Here is a 17,552-nt window from a genome sequence, read left to right as displayed (position 1 = left end):
TTCTACTTCTGGTACACTTCCGGCTTCAAGACGCCGATAAACGGGAGGTTGCGGTATTTTTCCGCGTAATCGAGCCCATAGCCGACGACGAATTCATCCGGGACGGTAAATCCGATGTAATCGGCTTGAATGTTCGCCTTCCGCCCAGACGGCTTGTCAAGAAGCGTGACGATTTTGATCGAATTCGCCTTCCGGTAGCGGAACAAATCGACGAGATAGCTGAGCGTCAGCCCGCTGTCAATAATGTCTTCAATGATTAAAATGTCGCGCCCTTCCACTGACGTGTTCAAGTCTTTGACGATTTTCACTTCGCCGGATGAAACCGTCGCATGGCCGTAACTTGACACATCCATAAAATCCATTTCCAAATATGTATCGATATGCTTAAGCAAATCGGCCATAAATGGCATCGCTCCTTTGAGGACGCCGACAGCGAGCGGAAAACGGCCTTCATATTCTTCGGTCAACAGACGGCCAAGTTCCTTGACTTTTGCCTGAATTTCCTCTTCCGTAATCAACACTTCTTGGATATCGTCTTTCATCCCCATCTTTTTTCCTCCTAGCTGTTCATCGCCTGATAGTGCAACAAAATATATGGGCCTTTCCCTTGGTTTTTCGCTTCAAAAGCCGACTTTTTCAGGCCGGGCACCCAAAGGACGCGGCCGTCGGCATCTTCCACCACCGGCCAGCAATCCCTCTCCATCCGCGGAACTTTCGCTTCAATGAAAATTTCCTTCAGCTTTTTCGTCCCTCCCGTTCCTTTCAGCACCATGCGGTCGCCGTGACGGCGCGTCCGCACGTAAAGCGGCAACGCGATGGAAGCGGGATCGATGATGAACACGTCTTTGCCCGCCTGCTTTCCCGGATAGTGTTCCCGAAATTCACTGACAATTGCGCGCCCGTTTGGGAGAGGCAATCGCGCCGGAACGGGCAGCTCGAACCGATACCCTTTTCCGCACGGTTTTTGGCCGAAGGTGAACAAGCAGCGGTCATACGAACGAACCGCTTGCAGCCCTTGCGGCAAATCAAGCGTCCCGGAAGGTTGGCCGCTTTCACAAAGCATCAGTATATGATGGATATGTACAGATGTCAACGCTGGCGGAACGCCGCCATAAAGACGAAGTAGCAGCTCTTGCAGCGCCCGGCGTTGCAGCGGTCGGGGCAGCGCCAAAAACGGGCCGATGCGAAGCACGACATCGCCAAGCTCGTTTTCCATTACTTTATTCAGCGCCTCTGACGCCAATTCCTCTAAAAACCGTTCATCTTCCGCCATCATCTCGCTATATTGCTGAAAGCGTTCGTGCAGGCGCGGATTTTCCTGCCGCAGCAGCGGGATAATATGATGACGGAACCGATTGCGCGTATAGTCGTCCTTTTCATTGCTCGGATCGCGCCGCGGGGCCAATCCTTCTTTGGCGCAATAGTCTTCGATTTCGGCGCGGCTGACGGCCAAAAGCGGGCGGATGAGATCGCCTCCTTGAAACGGCCGCTTCACCGGTATACCGGCGTACCCTTTGCTCGTGCTGCCGCGGACGAGCCGCATCAAAATCGTTTCGACTTGATCATCGCCATGATGGCCTAACGCGAGGTACTGAGCCCGATGTTTTTCCATCATTTTGGCAAAAAAATCGTAACGGCAGCGGCGCGCCGCTTCTTGGGCGCCCATGCCCATGCGCCGCTGAAACGCTCGAACATCGATTTGCGCCGCCTCACATACAATACGATGCTGGGCACAAAAATGTTTCACAAACTCCATGTCTTCTTCTGATTCCCGGCCGCGAAACATATGGTCGACATGGGCAGCGACAAGCCGCAGCTTCCGCTCGCCGCGAAGCGAAAGCAAAACATGCAGCAACGCGAGCGAATCAGGCCCCCCGGAGACGCCGACAATGACCGTCGTTCCTTCGGCAAGCAGCCGATGCTTGTCGATAAACGCACGCACTTTTTCGATCATCGATAAAACCCTTCTTCACCCTTTTAGCTTCATCGTAACACGTTCATCTTATTTTCTCAAAACTTCCGTTTGCTGATCGTTACATTGACAGCTGCCGATAAATATAAAAACCATAGAGGCCAAGCAATAAGGCGGCAATCAGGACGGTCTCCACTACCCCTCTCGCTTTGCGGCGCCTATTCGTTCGCCGGCTCGGTCGGCGGCTCGGCGCTGTCTGGCGACGAACGTTGTGGGTGGTTGGCCGATGCGCGGAAGCGGCCAATAAGTCGCGGCGCATCTCGGCCGCCTTTGCATATCGGCCGTCAAGCGCCTTTTGCAGCACTTCCTTATAGCGTGAAAGAAAACGGTCCGCTTCAATGAGGGCAAAAAGCTGCGCCCGTCCGTTCCCCTTTTTTTCTATCGGACCTAGGGAACAAGAAACGATCATCACCATGGCGGCGGCAAACAAGTCGTACGACGGTTCGGCTTTGCGCGATCCAAGCCCCCAGTAGCCGCGGTCGTACAATTCGGTGAACTCTTTGACCGCCCTGCCCTGCAGCGTCGTTCCTCCTACGTCCAACAGCCGAACCGAAGGCGGAGGGCCGGTGACCATTACATTGTCCGGCTTTAAATCACCAAACACCCAGCCTTCTTCATGCAGCCGCTCGAGCACCGACAACAGCTGCACGAGCAGCACGGGCGCCCACTCTTTTCCGTGGCGGCGAACAAAAACCGCGAACGGCTCTCCTTCAATATACTCCATGACGTAAAACGGAATCGTGCCTCGGGCGAATGGGCTCGGCCAGTCATCGGCTTCCAGCAAAGAAGGCCCGAGGGCGGCTCCCTGGACCTTGGAAAAGCGGCGCAATATATTCATTTCCGACGCCAATGACGCGTAATCATCGCTCAATTTGACAGCGACCCGATTCCGCCCGTTCTCCGCCAAATAGACGACGCCGTTGGCCCCGCTGCCAAGCCGCCGCAGCAGCCGATACGAATGGCCGTGCCATTTGCCGGTGATGATCGTACCCGGCGGCAAGCTACAAAGATGACTCTTCCACGTATGGCTCATCGCCATGGCCGATCCAGCTCCTTAGCGACCGTTTTCGCTCAAAATAGGCGATCGCTTCGCGCAGCGCCGGCCCGGTCGGCGTCAGTCCGCCCGATGCCAGCTTCGGAAAAATCGCCGATAACTCCTCCATTCTCGGCGTCCAGTCGACCAGTTTTTCCACATGCGATCGTTTTCCCGGGAAAATCAAGACCGAAAACCGATTGGCGCCCATGCGCGCGTTTAAACTGAGCGACAAATCGACGAGCGCCTCCTTGACGGTCGGCAGTTTCGTTTTCATGCTTCCGCTTGTGTCGATTAAAATCAGCACCTCAAGCGCGACCGTTTCCCCGAGCTCATCGACGACTTCCATCACTTGGCCGCGCTTGTCCGGCGGCAAATCCTCGAGCGAAGCGTTCGAGCCTAAAATTTGTTTCAGCTCGCGATTGACGAGCCCTTGCAGCGTCTGGGTCATCGCTTGGCGCGTCACCATTTGCACCGTCTGCGACAGCTGCTTCGCATATACAATTTGACTCATCCCGCCGCCGGCGGCCGCGATCGCCTCGATTTCCCGGCGGCCGTTTTCATCGATGGTATCTTGATCCAACACGCCAATCACGTTCACGGTAATCCCTTGCTCGCGGGCGAGCGCCGCCATGGCGGCCGGGTCCTCGCCATGATTGGAACAACCATCGGTAATGAGCAAAATTTGCCGCAATGTTCCTGTTCGCACGTTCGTTCCCCCTCCTTGACGAATGTATTACCATCATCGCCGCGGGGAACGGTTTTTATACCCCGACTACTGCGCCTTTTTCATGTACATATAAGCGGGAATGGTCGCCCATTTCGGGGTGTTGTGCCGGACTTTGGCAACGACGACCGTCATGTCATCTTCAATTTCCCCTCCGCATTGCCGGATCACTTCCTCCATAATCACATCGGCCACTTCCTGCGGATCGTTCGTTTTCAATTCTTGAATTTTCCGCTTCATCCATAGATCGTGGTTTTCCACGTTGATCGGCCCTTCGAACACGCCGTCGCTCATCATAATGAGCAAATCGCCGGATTTCAGCTGCTCGGTGACCACGTCAAACTCCACTTCTTTAATAATCCCCATCGGCAAATTGCTCGCTTCCACCTTCATCACTTTGTTGCCGCGCTTAATGAAGCTCGGTGTCGAACCGATTTTCAAAAACTTGGTCGTTGCGTCTTGCAAGTCGATGATTGCCAAATCGAGCGTCGCATACATATCTTCGGTCGTCCGCAACGCTAAGATTGAATTGATCGACTTAATCGCAATCGATTCATCCATTCCCGTCTGCAAAATTTTTTGCAACAGGCGCAGTGTTTCGCGACTTTCATAATGCGCCCGCTGGCCGTTGCCCATGCCGTCGCTGATGGCGACCGCGTATTTGCCGGTCGCAAGCTCAATCGTCGCATAGCTGTCACCGGAAATGAACCCTCCGCCTTTTGCCGCGAACGCGACGCCCGTTTCGACGACGAACGCCTTTGTCGAACCGAAAGCGACGCGGCAATACCCGTTCGGATAGGCGGCGCACTCCTCGCGCTTGACAACGATCGTCTCGCCGAGAATATCGGACAGCATCGGGGCGATCAGCTTTTCGCACTCGCCGCGCCCTTCACAATACGGAATGCTCATTTCAATGTCGATATTTCCTTTTTCTAAACTGTAAATGTCAACATGTCCGACTTCGACGCCAAACTCTTGCAGCGCGTGATAAATTTGTTCTTCCTGCAAGTAATGATTTTCCTGTTCTTTTTGCATTTCTTTGGCGAAATCATCCATGACCTGTGAAACGCCTAGCAGCTGCTCCGCCACTAGTTTCCGGCTTTCATGGATTTGCCGTTTGAGCCTGCGGTTCGCCTGATAGGTGATCATTTCCTTTTCAATGGCATCAACGACTTTGCCCGCCTTGACGCAGTACCGCTCCCACTCGCGCATCAACGACTGGTTTTGTCCGATCGTTTGTTCATCCGCTTCACGCATCATTTGTTTCATATAGGTATACGTCGTAGGAAAGTTGTCGGCCCAGCATTGCGCTTTCTTAAAGCACGTTTGGCATGTCTTTTCCGTAATGTCGCTGAGAAAGTAATCGACCTCGCGCTCCTCATATTCAGCCGCCTCCCTTAATGGCTCGGGGGAAAAACTTTCCGCCAGCGCCTGAAAGACGTTCGAAAACTGATAAACGCGCTGTGCCGTCATATCGCGAATTTTGCGGACGTATTGCTGCTGTTCGTTCACATATTCGGCGGTACCAGGGATGTGTTTCGCCATTTTCTCCGTCAGCGAACGGGGGGTGGCGAAAAACAGCGCGGCAGCGATGAGCGACTCCAAAAGCGTCGGCATGATCTCCGCCTTCCCTGATCCGTACAAGCCGAGCAATAAGGTGGCAATGAGTAGGCCGAGCGCAACCCCCGGCTTTTTCCCCTCCTTCAACAGCCCGCCAAGCAACCCCGCAAACGCCAGCAAGCTCATTTCTGACAAATTGCCGACATTGGCTAAGCTCAAAACGAGACCGGTGACGACGCCGACGGTCGAGCCGGTCGCCGCTCCAGCTACAAACGCAAATACTAACACGAGATAGCGCGATGCCACATGCTCGAGCGCCAACCCCGACAGCGTCCAGCCGATCATTCCCGTCAGCATGGAGGCGAGCAAAATAATCAAGGAAATGATCTCTTCCGCGCGCAGCGTATGTCGATGTTTCCGCGCAGCCAACAGCGGAATGCTCTGCATGAAAATCAATGTCAAGACGAGCGACAGCCCGGCTTCGACCACAGCCATCGCCACGTCGTAAGCCGTCCGCTCCCCAAGCCAATAATAAGAGATGAGCCATTTAGCGGAAAACGACAGCACAAATACGACAAACGGAACGATTTTCAGCGACTCGCTAATCACCTTTCGCACCCAGCCATAAATCAGCAGGAACGCAAACATGGACAAGCCGACAAACAGCGCAGCGTCAAACGACAATGTCAAAGCGCCGGCCAGCAAAGAAACGAAAGCAAAAGCCGCCTTGTCACGGCGCAGCATATAGACCGACACAAAAAACGGCAAGGCAAACGGTGTCAGTTTTGATAAGATGAGGGCTCGTCCAAGCAAAAAGCCGACAAGAAGAAGCAAAAAACCTTGATGAACGAACAGATGGCCAAGACGCAACTTCACATGACGCATCCAACGCGACACCGTCGCCTGCGTTTCGCTCATCGGCACTTCCGAAATGCGACGCACCGTCCCTCTTTCCGCTCTTTCCATTTCCGATCCTCTCCTTTTCCTTTCTATTACCCCCTATTATATCGCTTCAATTGTCAGAAATTTGTCAAAACAAAAGAGAAAAATGAAAAATCGTTCGACGGTTTCTACGGAAAACCGCCGCCGATGCCCCTCTTCCAACAGCAGAAGACAAAAAAGAAAACGAGCATGTCGCTTGCTAGCGCATGCTCGTTTTCTATGACCCGTACGGGATTCGAACCCGTGTTACCGCCGTGAAAGGGCGGTGTCTTAACCACTTGACCAACGGGCCGTTTTGTATGAGATTTGGTGGCGGTGGAGGGGATCGAACCCCCGACCTCACGGGTATGAACCGTACGCTCTAGCCAGCTGAGCTACACCGCCTCGTGCAACAGTTACTATCATAACGAAGAAGACGACCGTTGTCAATACACATAAGCGAAAAAGACGAGCGGAAAATACATCCTGTTGTTGGCCATGCGAAACAAAAAGCATCCATATCCGATGGATGCTTGTAGATTCCGCGTTTCGTGATCGTTCTTATCGCGGTCTTTCAGCAGCAAGTTACCCTCGTCTCGCCCCACGACCTCCCCGCTTTGATTCGGTATGACGGCGCAGCGATGCCAACCGATCTTCACTCTCTTTCAAAAAACGGCTGATTTTTTGTTCAAGGCTGTCCGCTGCGGAGCGATCGTGGCCTCGATGGCGCGGCCGCTGCGAAGAAGGCGTGTCTTTGGCTTTGCGAATCGATAAGCCGATTTTTCCATCTTGACCGACGTTGATCACTTTCACGTACACGAGATCGCCGACTTTTAAATGGTCGTTGATGTCCTTGACATAGTTGTCGGCCACTTCGCTAATGTGAACGAGTCCCGTGACCCCCTCCGGCAGCTCCACAAACGCCCCAAATTTCGTAATGCCTGTGACTTTGCCTTGTAACTTGCTGCCTACTTCAATCGACATAAAAAAAGTGCTCCTCCTTAAAACGCTTGAAATATGATGTTTCTTTCATTATAGCGAATGGGAAAAATGCGTGTCAATATGACGAACGCCCGTATAAAACGGGCATGGATGAACACCATTATTTTTCCGGCAGGACGAAAATGATTTCTCCGTCTTTCGATAAGTAATATTTTTTTCGCGCTAGCTCAGCGATATAGTCATCATCATGCAGCCTTTTTATCTCTTTTTTCAGCTGCTGCTCCTGCCGCTGAAGCTCCGCCAGCTGCTCTTGCATCTTTCGCTCTTCCGTCCGTTTCGCATCGATCGCTTTCGCTTGGGAGTGCAACAAATACATGAGACTGGAAGCGAGCAATGCCAACAATACGGACCAAAAGGCCAAGCGTACGGCCACCGCTTTCCGCCTTCTTGCCGCCCGCTGCTTTTTCTCCTCCTGCTTAGCCGTGTACATTGATGAGAGCTTTGTCACATTCATGTTTCGGGGCACGTTCATTGCCTTTGCACCTCTTTACTTTCGCCATTTCGCAAGCCACATGCCTATTTTCTCTTTTGTATTCTCGATTTGTCCAGCAAATCCTTTGAAAGGGCGCAAAATTTTTGCCACCATCGCCCGTCCGGGAGGCGGCATGCGGCGCCAAATGCTCATGGCCGCCCAAACGAACGGGGCGAGCAGCAACCGAATCGTCCTCCAGACGGCGAGCAGGCCGAACCGGGTCGCCCAAACGAGCAGCCGAAAAACAAACAAAAGCAGCGCAAGTCCGATCTGTCCAACGAAAACGAGCGGGCGAACGACGACGGCGCGGAACAGTTCAGCAAGCGCCTGTCCAATCCTTGCCGCCAACCAAATGAGCCGCTCCAACAGTCGAACATACGATGAACGGAGCAAGCTTTGGTAGGCGGCATACCCGCACAAAAGAGCGAGAAACAAATAAAAGCGAAGCTCGCCTTCATTGACGAGCAGCAGCACATAAAACACGAACAGCGCCTGCACGACCCAGAACAGCACATCGTTCACAAACACGAGCCAATGCGCCCGCTCATGCCGCTTGAAAAGGCGGCTGTACGTATCGAACGCCATGCCGATCCAGCCCCCCATGCCGATCATCGCCAGCATGGTGTAAAACTGGATGCTTATGCTCATTTGAACAACTTGCTAAAGAACCCTTTAGCCTTCTCCTGATGGTCGTCTACATACACAAGGTCAAAAATGCGGCCTTTGATCGAAACGACGCCTTTTTCCACGTCCAAATTTTTCATTTGCAAGTTTTGCCCGCGGATGGCCAAAAAGCCCATGACGGTTTCAAGCAAAAACTCTTCATTGTCAAAGCTCTCGACTTGTTTCACCCCGGTGATGTCAAGAAGACGCCGGCCGCGCATGATCACATCATGTTCTTGGACCGGACCTTTATTCGCGTTTGTGCTAAATTCATCATGTCGATTCATGCTCATCATCCCCCGCATTTCCATATTGGTCATGAAAGCCGGCACATTCGCTGTTTGTACCATATGTATGTCAGCGGGGGACGGTTTAGAACAAGCCTGCAAACCAAATTAGACGCCATCCTGTTCCGGTTCGGGCGGCTCGTTCGTCAATTCCGTCAAGGCGTTTCAGCTTCAAACCAAATTAGACGTCATCCTGTTCCGGTTCGGGGGCGGTCCGCTCTTCGCGAATGAGTTCGTACAGTTCGGCAGCCTCCTCTTTTTTCGCTGTTTCTTTGACTGCGGTCACTTTTACCGTTACCCGTTTTTGCCCGAATTGAATCGTCAGTTCATCGCCAATTTTGACGTCCGAACTCGCCTTGGCGACATGGCCGTTAATCCATACCCGCCCTTGATCTGCCACTTCTTTGGCGAGCGTGCGGCGCTTTACGAGCCGGGAGACTTTCAAAAACTTATCCAAGCGCATGATCATCCCTCCTGCCGTTCTTGTTCTTTTGCTTCATCCCAAAAACGATCGAGCTCAGCGAGCGAAAATGAAGCGATCGGCCGGCCGCTTTTCCGCACTTGTTCCTCGATGTAAGCAAAGCGGCGAGCAAATTTATCATTCGCCATTTGCAACGCTTCTTCCGGCTGAATGTCATAGTGGCGGGCGAGATTGATAAGGGCAAACAGCCAATCGCCGAATTCTCCGATCAGCTCGTTCCGGCGGGCGCCGGACGCTGCCGCGCGAAATTCAGCCATTTCTTCTTCGACTTTTTTCCATATCGGAGCGGCATCGTCCCAGTCAAATCCGGCTTTGGCTGCCTGTTTCTGCAGTTCGTACGCCCGCATCGTCCCCGGCAAGCTTTTTGGAATATCAGCCAAGATCGATTTCGCCCTCTCGCTCCCTTTTTCCTTCTGCTTGATCGCTTCCCAATTCTCAACCACTTGTTCCGCCGTCTCGGCCGTCGCATCACCAAATACGTGCGGATGGCGACGAATCATTTTGGCCGTCAACGTGCGGATCACGTCATCGATCGAAAACTGTCCACGGTCAGCGCCGATTTGCGCATGAAGCATCACCTGCAGCAACACGTCGCCGAGCTCTTCGACCATATGGTCATCGTCGTTTTCATCAATCGCTTCCAGCAGTTCATACGCTTCCTCTAGCAAATAACGTTTCAATGAGGCATGCGTCTGCTTCCGATCCCACGGACAGCCGTTCGGCCCCCTCAGTGCAGCGATGACGCGGCGCAGCGTCTCAAACCGGTGATAAAGAAGGGATTCATCTTGGACCGGCGGGACATAAACGCTTGTCAAATTGTCGAGCGCTGTCTGCCGGTCTAGTTCGTAGAGCGGCACGCGTTTCACCTGCTCCGCTTTCGTTCCCGCTGCGGTGACGATATAGACCGGATACTCGTCGGGAAGCTGTTCCATTAAAGACAGCTTCACATTCGAAGCGACGAACGAATCATAGACTTGGCAAAAGACGGCGTGAAGCGATGGCGACCACTCGTCACCGCGGAAAGCGGTCGCGTCAAGCAATTGAAATCCGTCAACCGGATCAATGCGCAACGCGGCAAACAAAGCATCCAAAAAGCTTTGCCCGCCTTCAATGACCACCCGGCAGGCGCCGCTCTGTTCCGCTTCAAACAGAAGCTGTACCGTCCGTTCGGCAACGAGCGGGTGGCCGGGGACGGCGTAAAACACATCGCCGCGCTTCGCTTCGTCCGTCAATCGCTTGGCGATTTCTGCATACACATCGGCAAACTGCCCGTGCTTTTCATACACATCATCAAATGACACAAACGCGATTCCTTCTTCTCTCAGCCCTTGGACAGCCGGGTGTTCCTTCGTTCGCAAAAAGAGCGGATGCGCCCGCTTCAGCTTTCGATAAACGCCGACCGGGAGCTGTTCAAAATCCCCGGCGCCGAGCCCGAAAACATGAATCGTATTCATCGCCACTCACTTTCCTCCTATCCGTAAGCGAAATGAGCTGACAAACGGTAGCGTCGACCATTCCCGTTCAGAAAACGCGCGGCTTTTCACGATGCACGCCACATACACGGCCGCGCCGATGGCGGAGCCGCCAAGCGCTGCGACCGCCGCCCATAGACGTCCTCCAAAAGCAGACGTCAACACCCATAGATAACCTCGGAGCACAATGACCATCACCGCTGCCGCCTTCACGATCGGAAACGCGCAGCGATAGCCGGCCGCCCGGTACTCACGCGGCAACGCCGCGTACAAAAAGGCGGCCATCAGCGCGTAGGCCCCCGTCGTAGCGGCAGCCGCACCAAGCGCCCCCCACAGCGGCACAAACCAATGCATGAGCGCCATTTTTCCCGCCACCCCGATCGCTACTCCAACAGCCGCGATCCGCTCCCTTCCGATTCCTTGCAGGAGCGCTGAAGCGGTCAGCGCGATGGTGGTGAAAAAGACAGAGGCGGACAGCACGGCAAGAAGCAGCGAGCCGTGAGTGTTTTCAAACAACATTTGATTGATCGGGCGAATAAGACAAACGAGCCCGAGCGAAGCACCGGCGCCGATGACGGCGGCAATCCGGATCGCCAACGCTCCATGAGCGGTCGCGTCGTCCGGCCGGCGCGCGCCCGAAATCAACGGAACGAGCGCCAATGAAAACGACGTGCCGACCACCGTGCCGAGCTGAATGAGCGGCTGTCCGCGGTCGTATACTCCTTTCAGCCATTGCCCCTCATTCAGCTTTGTCCCCGCCTCTTTGAGAAGCGGGACGAACAAAAACGAATCAACAAGTGGAATGAGTGTCAACGCCATATTCGTCAAACAGACGAGCGAGCCGGCCGTTAACAGATGGCGGGCAAAACGTCGGGTCAAAGCCGGCGGCGCGGGCTCTCTCCAGCCCTGCGGCCTGCGCTGGACGAGAAAGCAAAGCAAAACGAACAGCGCCGCCACCATGCCGGCGAGCGTGCCAGCTATAGCCGCCATGCCGCAGGCGTAATCGCCGCCGCCGCGCCGCAACACCCAATACGACAACCCTAAAATCGCCGTCACTCGCACCGACTGCTCCACCACCTGGGACATCGCCGTCGGCGCCATGTCATGCCGGCCTTGAAAATATCCGCGCAACCAAGCGAGCGGTGGAAAGAGCAAAAAGGAAAAAGAAAGCTGCCGCAAAAGCGGTTCCAGCCGCCGGTCCCCCATCCATAAAGCCACCGTCTCCGCCCCGATATACAACAAAGCAAACAGCGCCGCCCCGATCGCCCCGAGCACGAATAAGGCAGCGCGACCGACAGCGGCCGCCCCCGCCGCATCCGGCACCGCCCTTCGTTCGGCAATGAGCCGGGAGACAGCGACCGGATAGCCGGTCAGCGAGAGGGCGACGACGATGCCATAAATCGGGTATACTTGTTGATAAATATAAAAACCGATATCGCCAACCATATTTTGGTACGGAATGCGATACAAGGCGCTCAATAGTTTGGTGACCAAAGCAGCCGCGGTCAAAACGGCCGCTCCTTTCCATGCGTTTCCCACTTTTCTCCTCCTCGATGGCAACGGGCGAGCGACACCGCCCAATGCCACGGCTACGCTCGATATTATAGCGCAACTTTCGTCCAACAGACAAAAGCGAAGGCCGAAAAGCGCAGCAGGAAGCAAAAAAAGGCGCCCCAACCGAGGTTGGGGACGCCTTTCCCTCACAGTTCATTTATTGCTCCATTTGTCGAGCCAAAAAGCTGGCCGCCGTTTCAGCTGCTTTATGTTCCACTTCACCAATGGTTTTCTCGCGCGATAAAATGATGACCGCTCCAATCGGATCGCCGTTGGCGACAATCGGGCCAATCGTGTATGATTTCAACGTTTCTGTCATCCCATCCACAAGCTCGACTTCCCCTTCCTCGGTATGAAGGATGGAATGACGGTCTTCCATGGCTTTTTCCACCAACGGGCTGACGCTTTTGTTCATATATTCCTTTTTCGAAACACCGGCGACAGCGATATACACATCGCGGTCACAAATGAGCACAGGCTGCCCGAGGCTGTCAAACAGCGCTTCAGCGTACTCTTTGGCAAAGTCGCCTAATTCACTGATCGGCGAATATTTTTTCAAAATGACTTCTCCATCGCGGTCAACAAATATTTCGAGCGGATCCCCTTCACGAATGCGCAGTGTTCTGCGAATTTCTTTCGGAATGACAACCCTTCCTAAATCGTCGATGCGACGAACAATACCGGTTGCTTTCATGCCTTCATATGACCTCACTTTCATCATAGGATTTGAAGGATACTCCGATGAACCCTTGATCATGGGGAATTCACCATTGCTGTCATTAGTATCCTTCATCATCCGCGTTCTATACGTGATGAAAGTGATTTTGGCCATTTTAGATAAAATTGCCCATCCTTCATTATCGCCACATGCAGAAAACGATAAACATGTGAAAACTTTTTCTTGATTATGCCGTCACCGACTTTTCTTGTTCCATCCCGGACAGCCGCCGCAGCGTTTGTTCTAAAATCAACAGCCATTCGTGCGTCTTCATCCCCTTAATATAGAGCACGATTTTCAGCTTTCCTCCGTCCATGCCGAACCCGAACAGGCGCCCATGTTGGCGGCCGATATCCGACAGACGCTGAATCTCCACCGTTTTCGATGACTCTTCTGTAAAGATGATGTCAATTTGCTGCTTATGCTGCTTCAGCGACTCAACGCCCAACTGCTTGGCCAGCACTTTCATCTCGGCGATTTGGAACAAATAGGCGACCTCATCCGGATAATCGCCAAAGCGGTCGACCATTTCTTCTCGCAACGCTTCGACATCCTCAAGCGTCTCGACCGCCTTGAATCGCTTGTACATCTCAATCTTTTGCAACTCATCCGCAATGTATGTGCCCGGAATATAGGCGTCGACTTCGATATCAATGACGACATCCGGCTGCTCATCTTCCTGCTTGATGCCGCGCCGTTTTTCAATCGCCTCTTTCAACATTTGCGAATACAAATCGAATCCGACCGAGTCGATAAAGCCGTGCTGTTCGGCACCGAGAATGTTGCCCGCGCCGCGGATCGACAAATCGCGCATGGCGATTTTAAACCCGGAGCCGAGCTCGGTAAACTCTTTGATGGCTTGCAGCCGCTTTTCCGCCGCTTCGTTGAGCACTTTATCTTTCCGATAGGTGAAATACGCATACGCGACGCGGTTGGAGCGGCCGACGCGCCCGCGCAGCTGGTACAGCTGCGACAGTCCCATCCGGTCGGCATCATAGACGATGAGCGTGTTGACATTCGGTATATCGATGCCCGTTTCGATGATCGTCGTCGTCACCAGCACATCGTATTGCCCTTCCAAAAACGCCAAAATCGTCGATTCGAGCTCCGTTTCCGACATGCGGCCATGCACGTAAGTGACGCGCGCTTCCGGGACAAGCTGGGCGATTTCTTCCGCTTTCAAGTCGATGTCTTCAATATGGTTGTAAAGGAAAAACACTTGCCCATCGCGGGCGAGCTCGCGTTCAATCGCCTCTTTGACGAGCTCCGGGGTATATTCCATGACATACGTTTGCACCGGGAATCGGTTTTCCGGCGGCGTCTCGATGATCGACAAATCGCGCACCCCGATCATCGACATATGGAGCGTGCGCGGAATCGGCGTCGCCGTTAAGGTGAGCACGTCAATGTTCGCCTTCAGCTGTTTAATTTTTTCCTTATGCGCCACACCAAACCGTTGTTCTTCGTCGATAATGAGCAAGCCTAAATCTTTGAATTTCACGTCTTTCGACAGCAGCCGGTGCGTGCCGATGACCATGTCGATCGTACCGTCTTTTAACCCTTTAATGGTCTCCGCCTGCTGTTTTTTCGTCCGGAAGCGGTTCAACAGTCCGACGTTGATCGGGAACCCTTGAAACCGTTCGCGCACCGTTTCGTAATGCTGTTGGGCCAAAATCGTCGTCGGCACGAGGAAGGCGACTTGTTTGCCGTCCATAATGGCTTTAAACGCCGCCCGCAGCGCCACTTCCGTTTTCCCGTAGCCGACATCGCCGCAAAGGAGGCGGTCCATCGGTTTGTCGCTCTCCATATCACGCTTGATTTCCTCAATCGACCGAAGCTGATCTTCCGTCTCTTGATACGGAAACGCCGCTTCAAATTCGCGCTGCATCTCCGTATCCGGGGAAAACGCATATCCTTTGCTTGCTTCGCGCTCAGCGTACAGCTTGATTAAGTCTTCGGCAATGTCTTGGACGGACGATTCCACTTTCTTTTTGACCTTTTTCCATTCCGTGCCGCCAAGCTTATAAATTTTCGGCTCTTTTCCCTCCGAGCCGACGTATTTTTGCACTTGATCCATTTGGTCGACCGGAACGTACAGCGTATCGCCGCCTTGGTACTGGATATGGATGTAATCTTTATGCACTCCATTGATTTCTAACGTCTCGATGCCTAAATATTTTCCGATGCCGTGGTTGACATGGACGACGTAGTCGCCGACTTGCAGTTCGGCATAGCTTTTGATCCGCTCGGCGTTGGACAGTTTCTGCCGGCGCGCCGGGCGTTTCGCCCGCTTTTTGAACAGCTCTTCTTCCGTGATGACCGCGAGTTTTTGCAGCGGCAATTCAAACCCGGTGTTTAAATCGCCTTGGAGGAGCTGACATTTGCCGTATAGCAGCGCTGCATCGCGCGCGAGCGGCAGCGCGTCAATCTCATAATCTTGAAGCAATGATTGCAGCTTTTTCACGCGCTCGGCAGTCGGCGCCAAAAAAACGACGGCATAGTTCGCCTTTTTCCATCGATCGATTTCCGACTGAAGCAGCGCCATTTGGCCATGAAAGTTTTGCATTTGCCTGCACGTAATATTGACGACATTTTGCGGATGGGTATGCGGCGCATGGCGCAAAAACAAAGACAAATACACTCGTTGCAATCGATGCTTTTGCAATAATTCAGAAAAGGAATGCGAAAGGGGAACGCCATGGATCATTTTTCCGCTCTCGAGCAGGCTCGTATACCATTCGGCTTCTTCGCGTTCCAGCCGCTCCGCTGCCTCTTGAAGGCGGCTCATTTCATCCATGAGGAGCACGCCATCTTCCGGCATATAATCTAGCAAACTGGCAGCCTTTTCATAAAAGAGCGACATATATTTATATTGTTGTTCGACTTCTTGCCCGGCGCGCAGCTGTTCAAGTTCCGCGTGAATCTGTTCGTACATCCGCTGCTTAGCCGACTCGTCTTTTACTTTCTCCAAACTCACCGCAAGCTGCGCTTCAATCCGCTCCACGCCGCGGCGCCGCGTTTCGCCATCGAGAATGATTTCCTCCGCCGGTCCGACCATGATGCGCTCGATTTGCCCTTGTGAACGTTGGTCGTCAGGGGTGAACGTGCGAATCGATTCGATTTCCGTATCAAACAGCTCGATGCGGTACGGCAGCTCGGCGGTCAATGGATAAATATCAAGGATGCCGCCGCGGATGCTGAACTCTCCAGGAGCGGAAACAGTAGCGACCCGCTTGTATCCCATGTCGACAAACAGCTGTTTGTAACGTTCCAACTCAAGCTCTTGTCCGATAGAAAACGTGAACAAATATTGTTTCCAAAGCGACGGCGGCGGCAATAAACGACGCACCCCAGCCACCGGACAGACGACGACCCCTTTTCTCCCTTGCAGCCAATGGTTCATAATTTCTAGGCGCTGTGCCCTCAGTTCCGGGCTGGCCACCGCCATTTCCGCGGCAATAACTTCATTGACCGCATAGAGAAACACTTCGTCCGGCCCGAGCAGCGCAACGAGATCATCATACATTTTTTGCGCTTGAAACAAATTGTGCGCGACGACTAAGAGCGGCCGATCCGTTTCCCGATAGAGGGCAGAAATAAAAACAGACCGGGCCGACCCTGACAGCCCAGCGACAAGCTGTTCCTTTAAGCGGACACGAATCCCTTCGATAATGGTGCGAACATCCTGATTTTCAGCTAAATAGCGATGCAGCGAAAGCACCCCTATTCTCCCTCCTCTCAACGCCCGTTTTGAATTGGCGCAAACGCAAAAACGCTTTGGTCGCCCAAAGCTCTAATGAATAAATTTTTCGTATTGATGCCACTCCGGGTTTCGCGTCAACGCTTCCTGACAGTCTTCACAAATGGTTTTGACATGAATGTCGCCGTTTGGTTCATATGAAATCATGTCAAGCCGTTCTTCTTCGGTGAGATGATGGAAGCCCAACTTTTCGCTGTAGATCGGCATTTGCTCAATCGTTCCCACTTTTGCTCCGCAATGCCGGCAATAGTAATGGAGCGCCATCTGTGACAACCTCCTCACTGGACTGTTCCGCCACAATCGTATACTCACATTGTGCACCAGTTCGGAGGAAAATATTCACTCGTTAAAATCGTTCATGACTTGGGCAAACGGCACGGACAACGCCTGTTCGCACGCGTCGGCTGCCCGCAGCACTGCCGTTTCCACCGCTCCTTGTTCCTCGTCGGTAAAGCGGCTGAGCACATAGTCAGCCACCGGCTGCCCGTTCGTTGGCCGGCCGATGCCGATGCGGATGCGCTTAAACTGTTCCGTGCCAAGGTGTCGAATCAACGATTTGACACCGTTATGACCCCCGGAACTTCCCTTGAGGCGAAGGCGGATTTTCCCCGGTGGAAGGTCGAGGTCATCGTAAATGACGATGATATCGTCGAGGGCAATGCCGTAGTAGTCCATGAGGGGACGGACACATTCCCCTGATAAATTCATATATGTCAATGGTTTGCATAATGCTACTTTTTTGCCGTTAACTACCGCCGTGCCGAACAGGCCGCGAAACTTGGCGACCGTTAACGACACCCCCCAGCGTTTGGCCAGCTCATCAATGACAAAAAAACCGATATTATGCCGGGTTTGTTCGTATTCTTTACCCGGATTTCCAAGCCCAACAAACAGTTTCAATCTTGGCGCCCCTCCCGTTGTATGATACTA

16 protein-coding genes and 2 tRNA genes are annotated in these 17,552 nt (G+C 53.3%); all 18 read right to left on the bottom strand.

Features of this window, described 5'->3' with window-relative positions:
- Nucleotides 1-2: 2 nt before the first annotated feature.
- Nucleotides 3-548 carry a hypoxanthine phosphoribosyltransferase gene (gene hpt / locus NST29_RS00370; protein WP_033842721.1) on the bottom strand — a complete coding sequence of 182 codons (546 nt, stop codon included), beginning with the start codon at nucleotides 546-548 and terminating at the stop codon, nucleotides 3-5.
- Between the two features lie 11 nt (nucleotides 549-559).
- Entirely contained in the window at nucleotides 560-1,954 is a 1,395-nt protein-coding gene (gene tilS / locus NST29_RS00365) for a tRNA lysidine(34) synthetase TilS (RefSeq protein ID WP_033842722.1), read from the bottom strand.
- Between the two features lie 79 nt (nucleotides 1,955-2,033).
- A complete protein-coding gene (locus NST29_RS00360; RefSeq protein ID WP_033842723.1) occupies nucleotides 2,034-3,011 on the bottom strand; it encodes a serine/threonine protein kinase in 978 nt (325 codons plus the stop codon).
- Nucleotides 2,974-3,714 (bottom strand): VWA domain-containing protein, encoded by a 741-nt coding sequence (locus NST29_RS00355; protein ID WP_033022359.1) that lies wholly within the window; start codon nucleotides 3,712-3,714, stop codon nucleotides 2,974-2,976. Before NST29_RS00355 ends, NST29_RS00360 begins: the two co-directional genes overlap by 38 nt.
- A gap of 66 nt (nucleotides 3,715-3,780) precedes the next feature.
- Nucleotides 3,781-6,258, bottom strand: a complete 2,478-nt coding sequence (spoIIE, locus tag NST29_RS00350; protein ID WP_033022360.1) for a stage II sporulation protein E — start codon at nucleotides 6,256-6,258, stop codon at nucleotides 3,781-3,783.
- 196 nt (nucleotides 6,259-6,454) lie between these two features.
- Nucleotides 6,455-6,526, bottom strand: a tRNA-Glu gene (locus NST29_RS00345).
- Between the two features lie 15 nt (nucleotides 6,527-6,541).
- A tRNA-Met gene (locus tag NST29_RS00340) sits at nucleotides 6,542-6,618 on the bottom strand.
- Between the two features lie 180 nt (nucleotides 6,619-6,798).
- On the bottom strand, nucleotides 6,799-7,197 hold the full coding sequence (locus NST29_RS00335) for a S1 domain-containing RNA-binding protein (RefSeq protein ID WP_033022363.1): 399 nt from the start codon (nucleotides 7,195-7,197) through the stop codon (nucleotides 6,799-6,801).
- Nucleotides 7,198-7,315: 118 nt separating this feature from the next.
- Nucleotides 7,316-7,687 (bottom strand): septum formation initiator family protein, encoded by a 372-nt coding sequence (locus NST29_RS00330; RefSeq protein WP_033022365.1) that lies wholly within the window; start codon nucleotides 7,685-7,687, stop codon nucleotides 7,316-7,318.
- 15 nt (nucleotides 7,688-7,702) lie between these two features.
- The gene (yabQ, locus tag NST29_RS00325; RefSeq protein ID WP_033022367.1) at nucleotides 7,703-8,335 is read right to left on the bottom strand and encodes a spore cortex biosynthesis protein YabQ; all 633 of its coding nucleotides are present in this window, start codon (nucleotides 8,333-8,335) and stop codon (nucleotides 7,703-7,705) included.
- Nucleotides 8,332-8,637, bottom strand: coding sequence for a sporulation protein YabP (yabP, locus tag NST29_RS00320; protein ID WP_033022420.1), 306 nt, complete (start codon nucleotides 8,635-8,637; stop codon nucleotides 8,332-8,334). The genes yabQ and yabP overlap by 4 nt, the downstream gene beginning before the upstream one ends.
- A gap of 181 nt (nucleotides 8,638-8,818) precedes the next feature.
- The gene (locus NST29_RS00315) at nucleotides 8,819-9,100 is read right to left on the bottom strand and encodes an RNA-binding S4 domain-containing protein (protein ID WP_033022369.1); all 282 of its coding nucleotides are present in this window, start codon (nucleotides 9,098-9,100) and stop codon (nucleotides 8,819-8,821) included.
- 2 nt (nucleotides 9,101-9,102) lie between these two features.
- Nucleotides 9,103-10,572: a nucleoside triphosphate pyrophosphohydrolase gene (gene mazG / locus NST29_RS00310; protein WP_033022421.1), complete on the bottom strand. Its 1,470-nt coding sequence runs from the start codon at nucleotides 10,570-10,572 to the stop codon at nucleotides 9,103-9,105.
- A 6-nt stretch (nucleotides 10,573-10,578) separates the two neighbouring features.
- A complete protein-coding gene (locus tag NST29_RS00305) occupies nucleotides 10,579-12,129 on the bottom strand; it encodes a polysaccharide biosynthesis protein (protein WP_033022372.1) in 1,551 nt (516 codons plus the stop codon).
- A 172-nt stretch (nucleotides 12,130-12,301) separates the two neighbouring features.
- The gene (gene spoVT, locus NST29_RS00300) at nucleotides 12,302-12,838 is read right to left on the bottom strand and encodes a stage V sporulation protein T (RefSeq protein ID WP_033022422.1); all 537 of its coding nucleotides are present in this window, start codon (nucleotides 12,836-12,838) and stop codon (nucleotides 12,302-12,304) included.
- Nucleotides 12,839-13,049: 211 nt separating this feature from the next.
- Nucleotides 13,050-16,583, bottom strand: a complete 3,534-nt coding sequence (mfd, locus tag NST29_RS00295; RefSeq protein WP_339232568.1) for a transcription-repair coupling factor — start codon at nucleotides 16,581-16,583, stop codon at nucleotides 13,050-13,052.
- 72 nt (nucleotides 16,584-16,655) lie between these two features.
- Nucleotides 16,656-16,886: an anti-sigma-F factor Fin family protein gene (locus tag NST29_RS00290; RefSeq protein ID WP_033022379.1), complete on the bottom strand. Its 231-nt coding sequence runs from the start codon at nucleotides 16,884-16,886 to the stop codon at nucleotides 16,656-16,658.
- 75 nt (nucleotides 16,887-16,961) lie between these two features.
- A complete protein-coding gene (gene pth, locus NST29_RS00285) occupies nucleotides 16,962-17,522 on the bottom strand; it encodes an aminoacyl-tRNA hydrolase (protein WP_033842731.1) in 561 nt (186 codons plus the stop codon).
- Nucleotides 17,523-17,552: the final 30 nt, after the last annotated feature.

Origin of the sequence: Geobacillus sp. FSL W8-0026 (assembly GCF_037966255.1) — a bacterium.
Lineage (GTDB): Bacteria > Bacillota > Bacilli > Bacillales > Anoxybacillaceae > Geobacillus > Geobacillus icigianus.
This window is presented reverse-complemented; position numbering and strand designations above follow the sequence as displayed.

Excerpts from the sequence above, each read along its gene's own strand:
- yabP (WP_033022420.1), bottom strand. The coding sequence starts at position 8,637 with ATGAATCGACATGATGAATTTAGCACAAACGCGAATAAAGGTCCGGTC.
- spoIIE (WP_033022360.1), bottom strand. The coding sequence starts at position 6,258 with ATGGAAAGAGCGGAAAGAGGGACGGTGCGTCGCATTTCGGAAGTGCCG.
- NST29_RS00315 (WP_033022369.1), bottom strand. The coding sequence starts at position 9,100 with ATGCGCTTGGATAAGTTTTTGAAAGTCTCCCGGCTCGTAAAGCGCCGC.
- NST29_RS00290 (WP_033022379.1), bottom strand. The coding sequence starts at position 16,886 with ATGGCGCTCCATTACTATTGCCGGCATTGCGGAGCAAAAGTGGGAACG.
- NST29_RS00330 (WP_033022365.1), bottom strand. The coding sequence starts at position 7,687 with ATGAACGTGCCCCGAAACATGAATGTGACAAAGCTCTCATCAATGTAC.
- yabQ (WP_033022367.1), bottom strand. The coding sequence starts at position 8,335 with ATGAGCATAAGCATCCAGTTTTACACCATGCTGGCGATGATCGGCATG.
- mazG (WP_033022421.1), bottom strand. The coding sequence starts at position 10,572 with ATGAATACGATTCATGTTTTCGGGCTCGGCGCCGGGGATTTTGAACAG.
- NST29_RS00360 (WP_033842723.1), bottom strand. The coding sequence starts at position 3,011 with ATGGCGATGAGCCATACGTGGAAGAGTCATCTTTGTAGCTTGCCGCCG.
- spoVT (WP_033022422.1), bottom strand. The coding sequence starts at position 12,838 with ATGAAAGCAACCGGTATTGTTCGTCGCATCGACGATTTAGGAAGGGTT.
- tilS (WP_033842722.1), bottom strand. The coding sequence starts at position 1,954 with ATGATCGAAAAAGTGCGTGCGTTTATCGACAAGCATCGGCTGCTTGCC.
- NST29_RS00335 (WP_033022363.1), bottom strand. The coding sequence starts at position 7,197 with ATGTCGATTGAAGTAGGCAGCAAGTTACAAGGCAAAGTCACAGGCATT.
- hpt (WP_033842721.1), bottom strand. The coding sequence starts at position 548 with ATGGGGATGAAAGACGATATCCAAGAAGTGTTGATTACGGAAGAGGAA.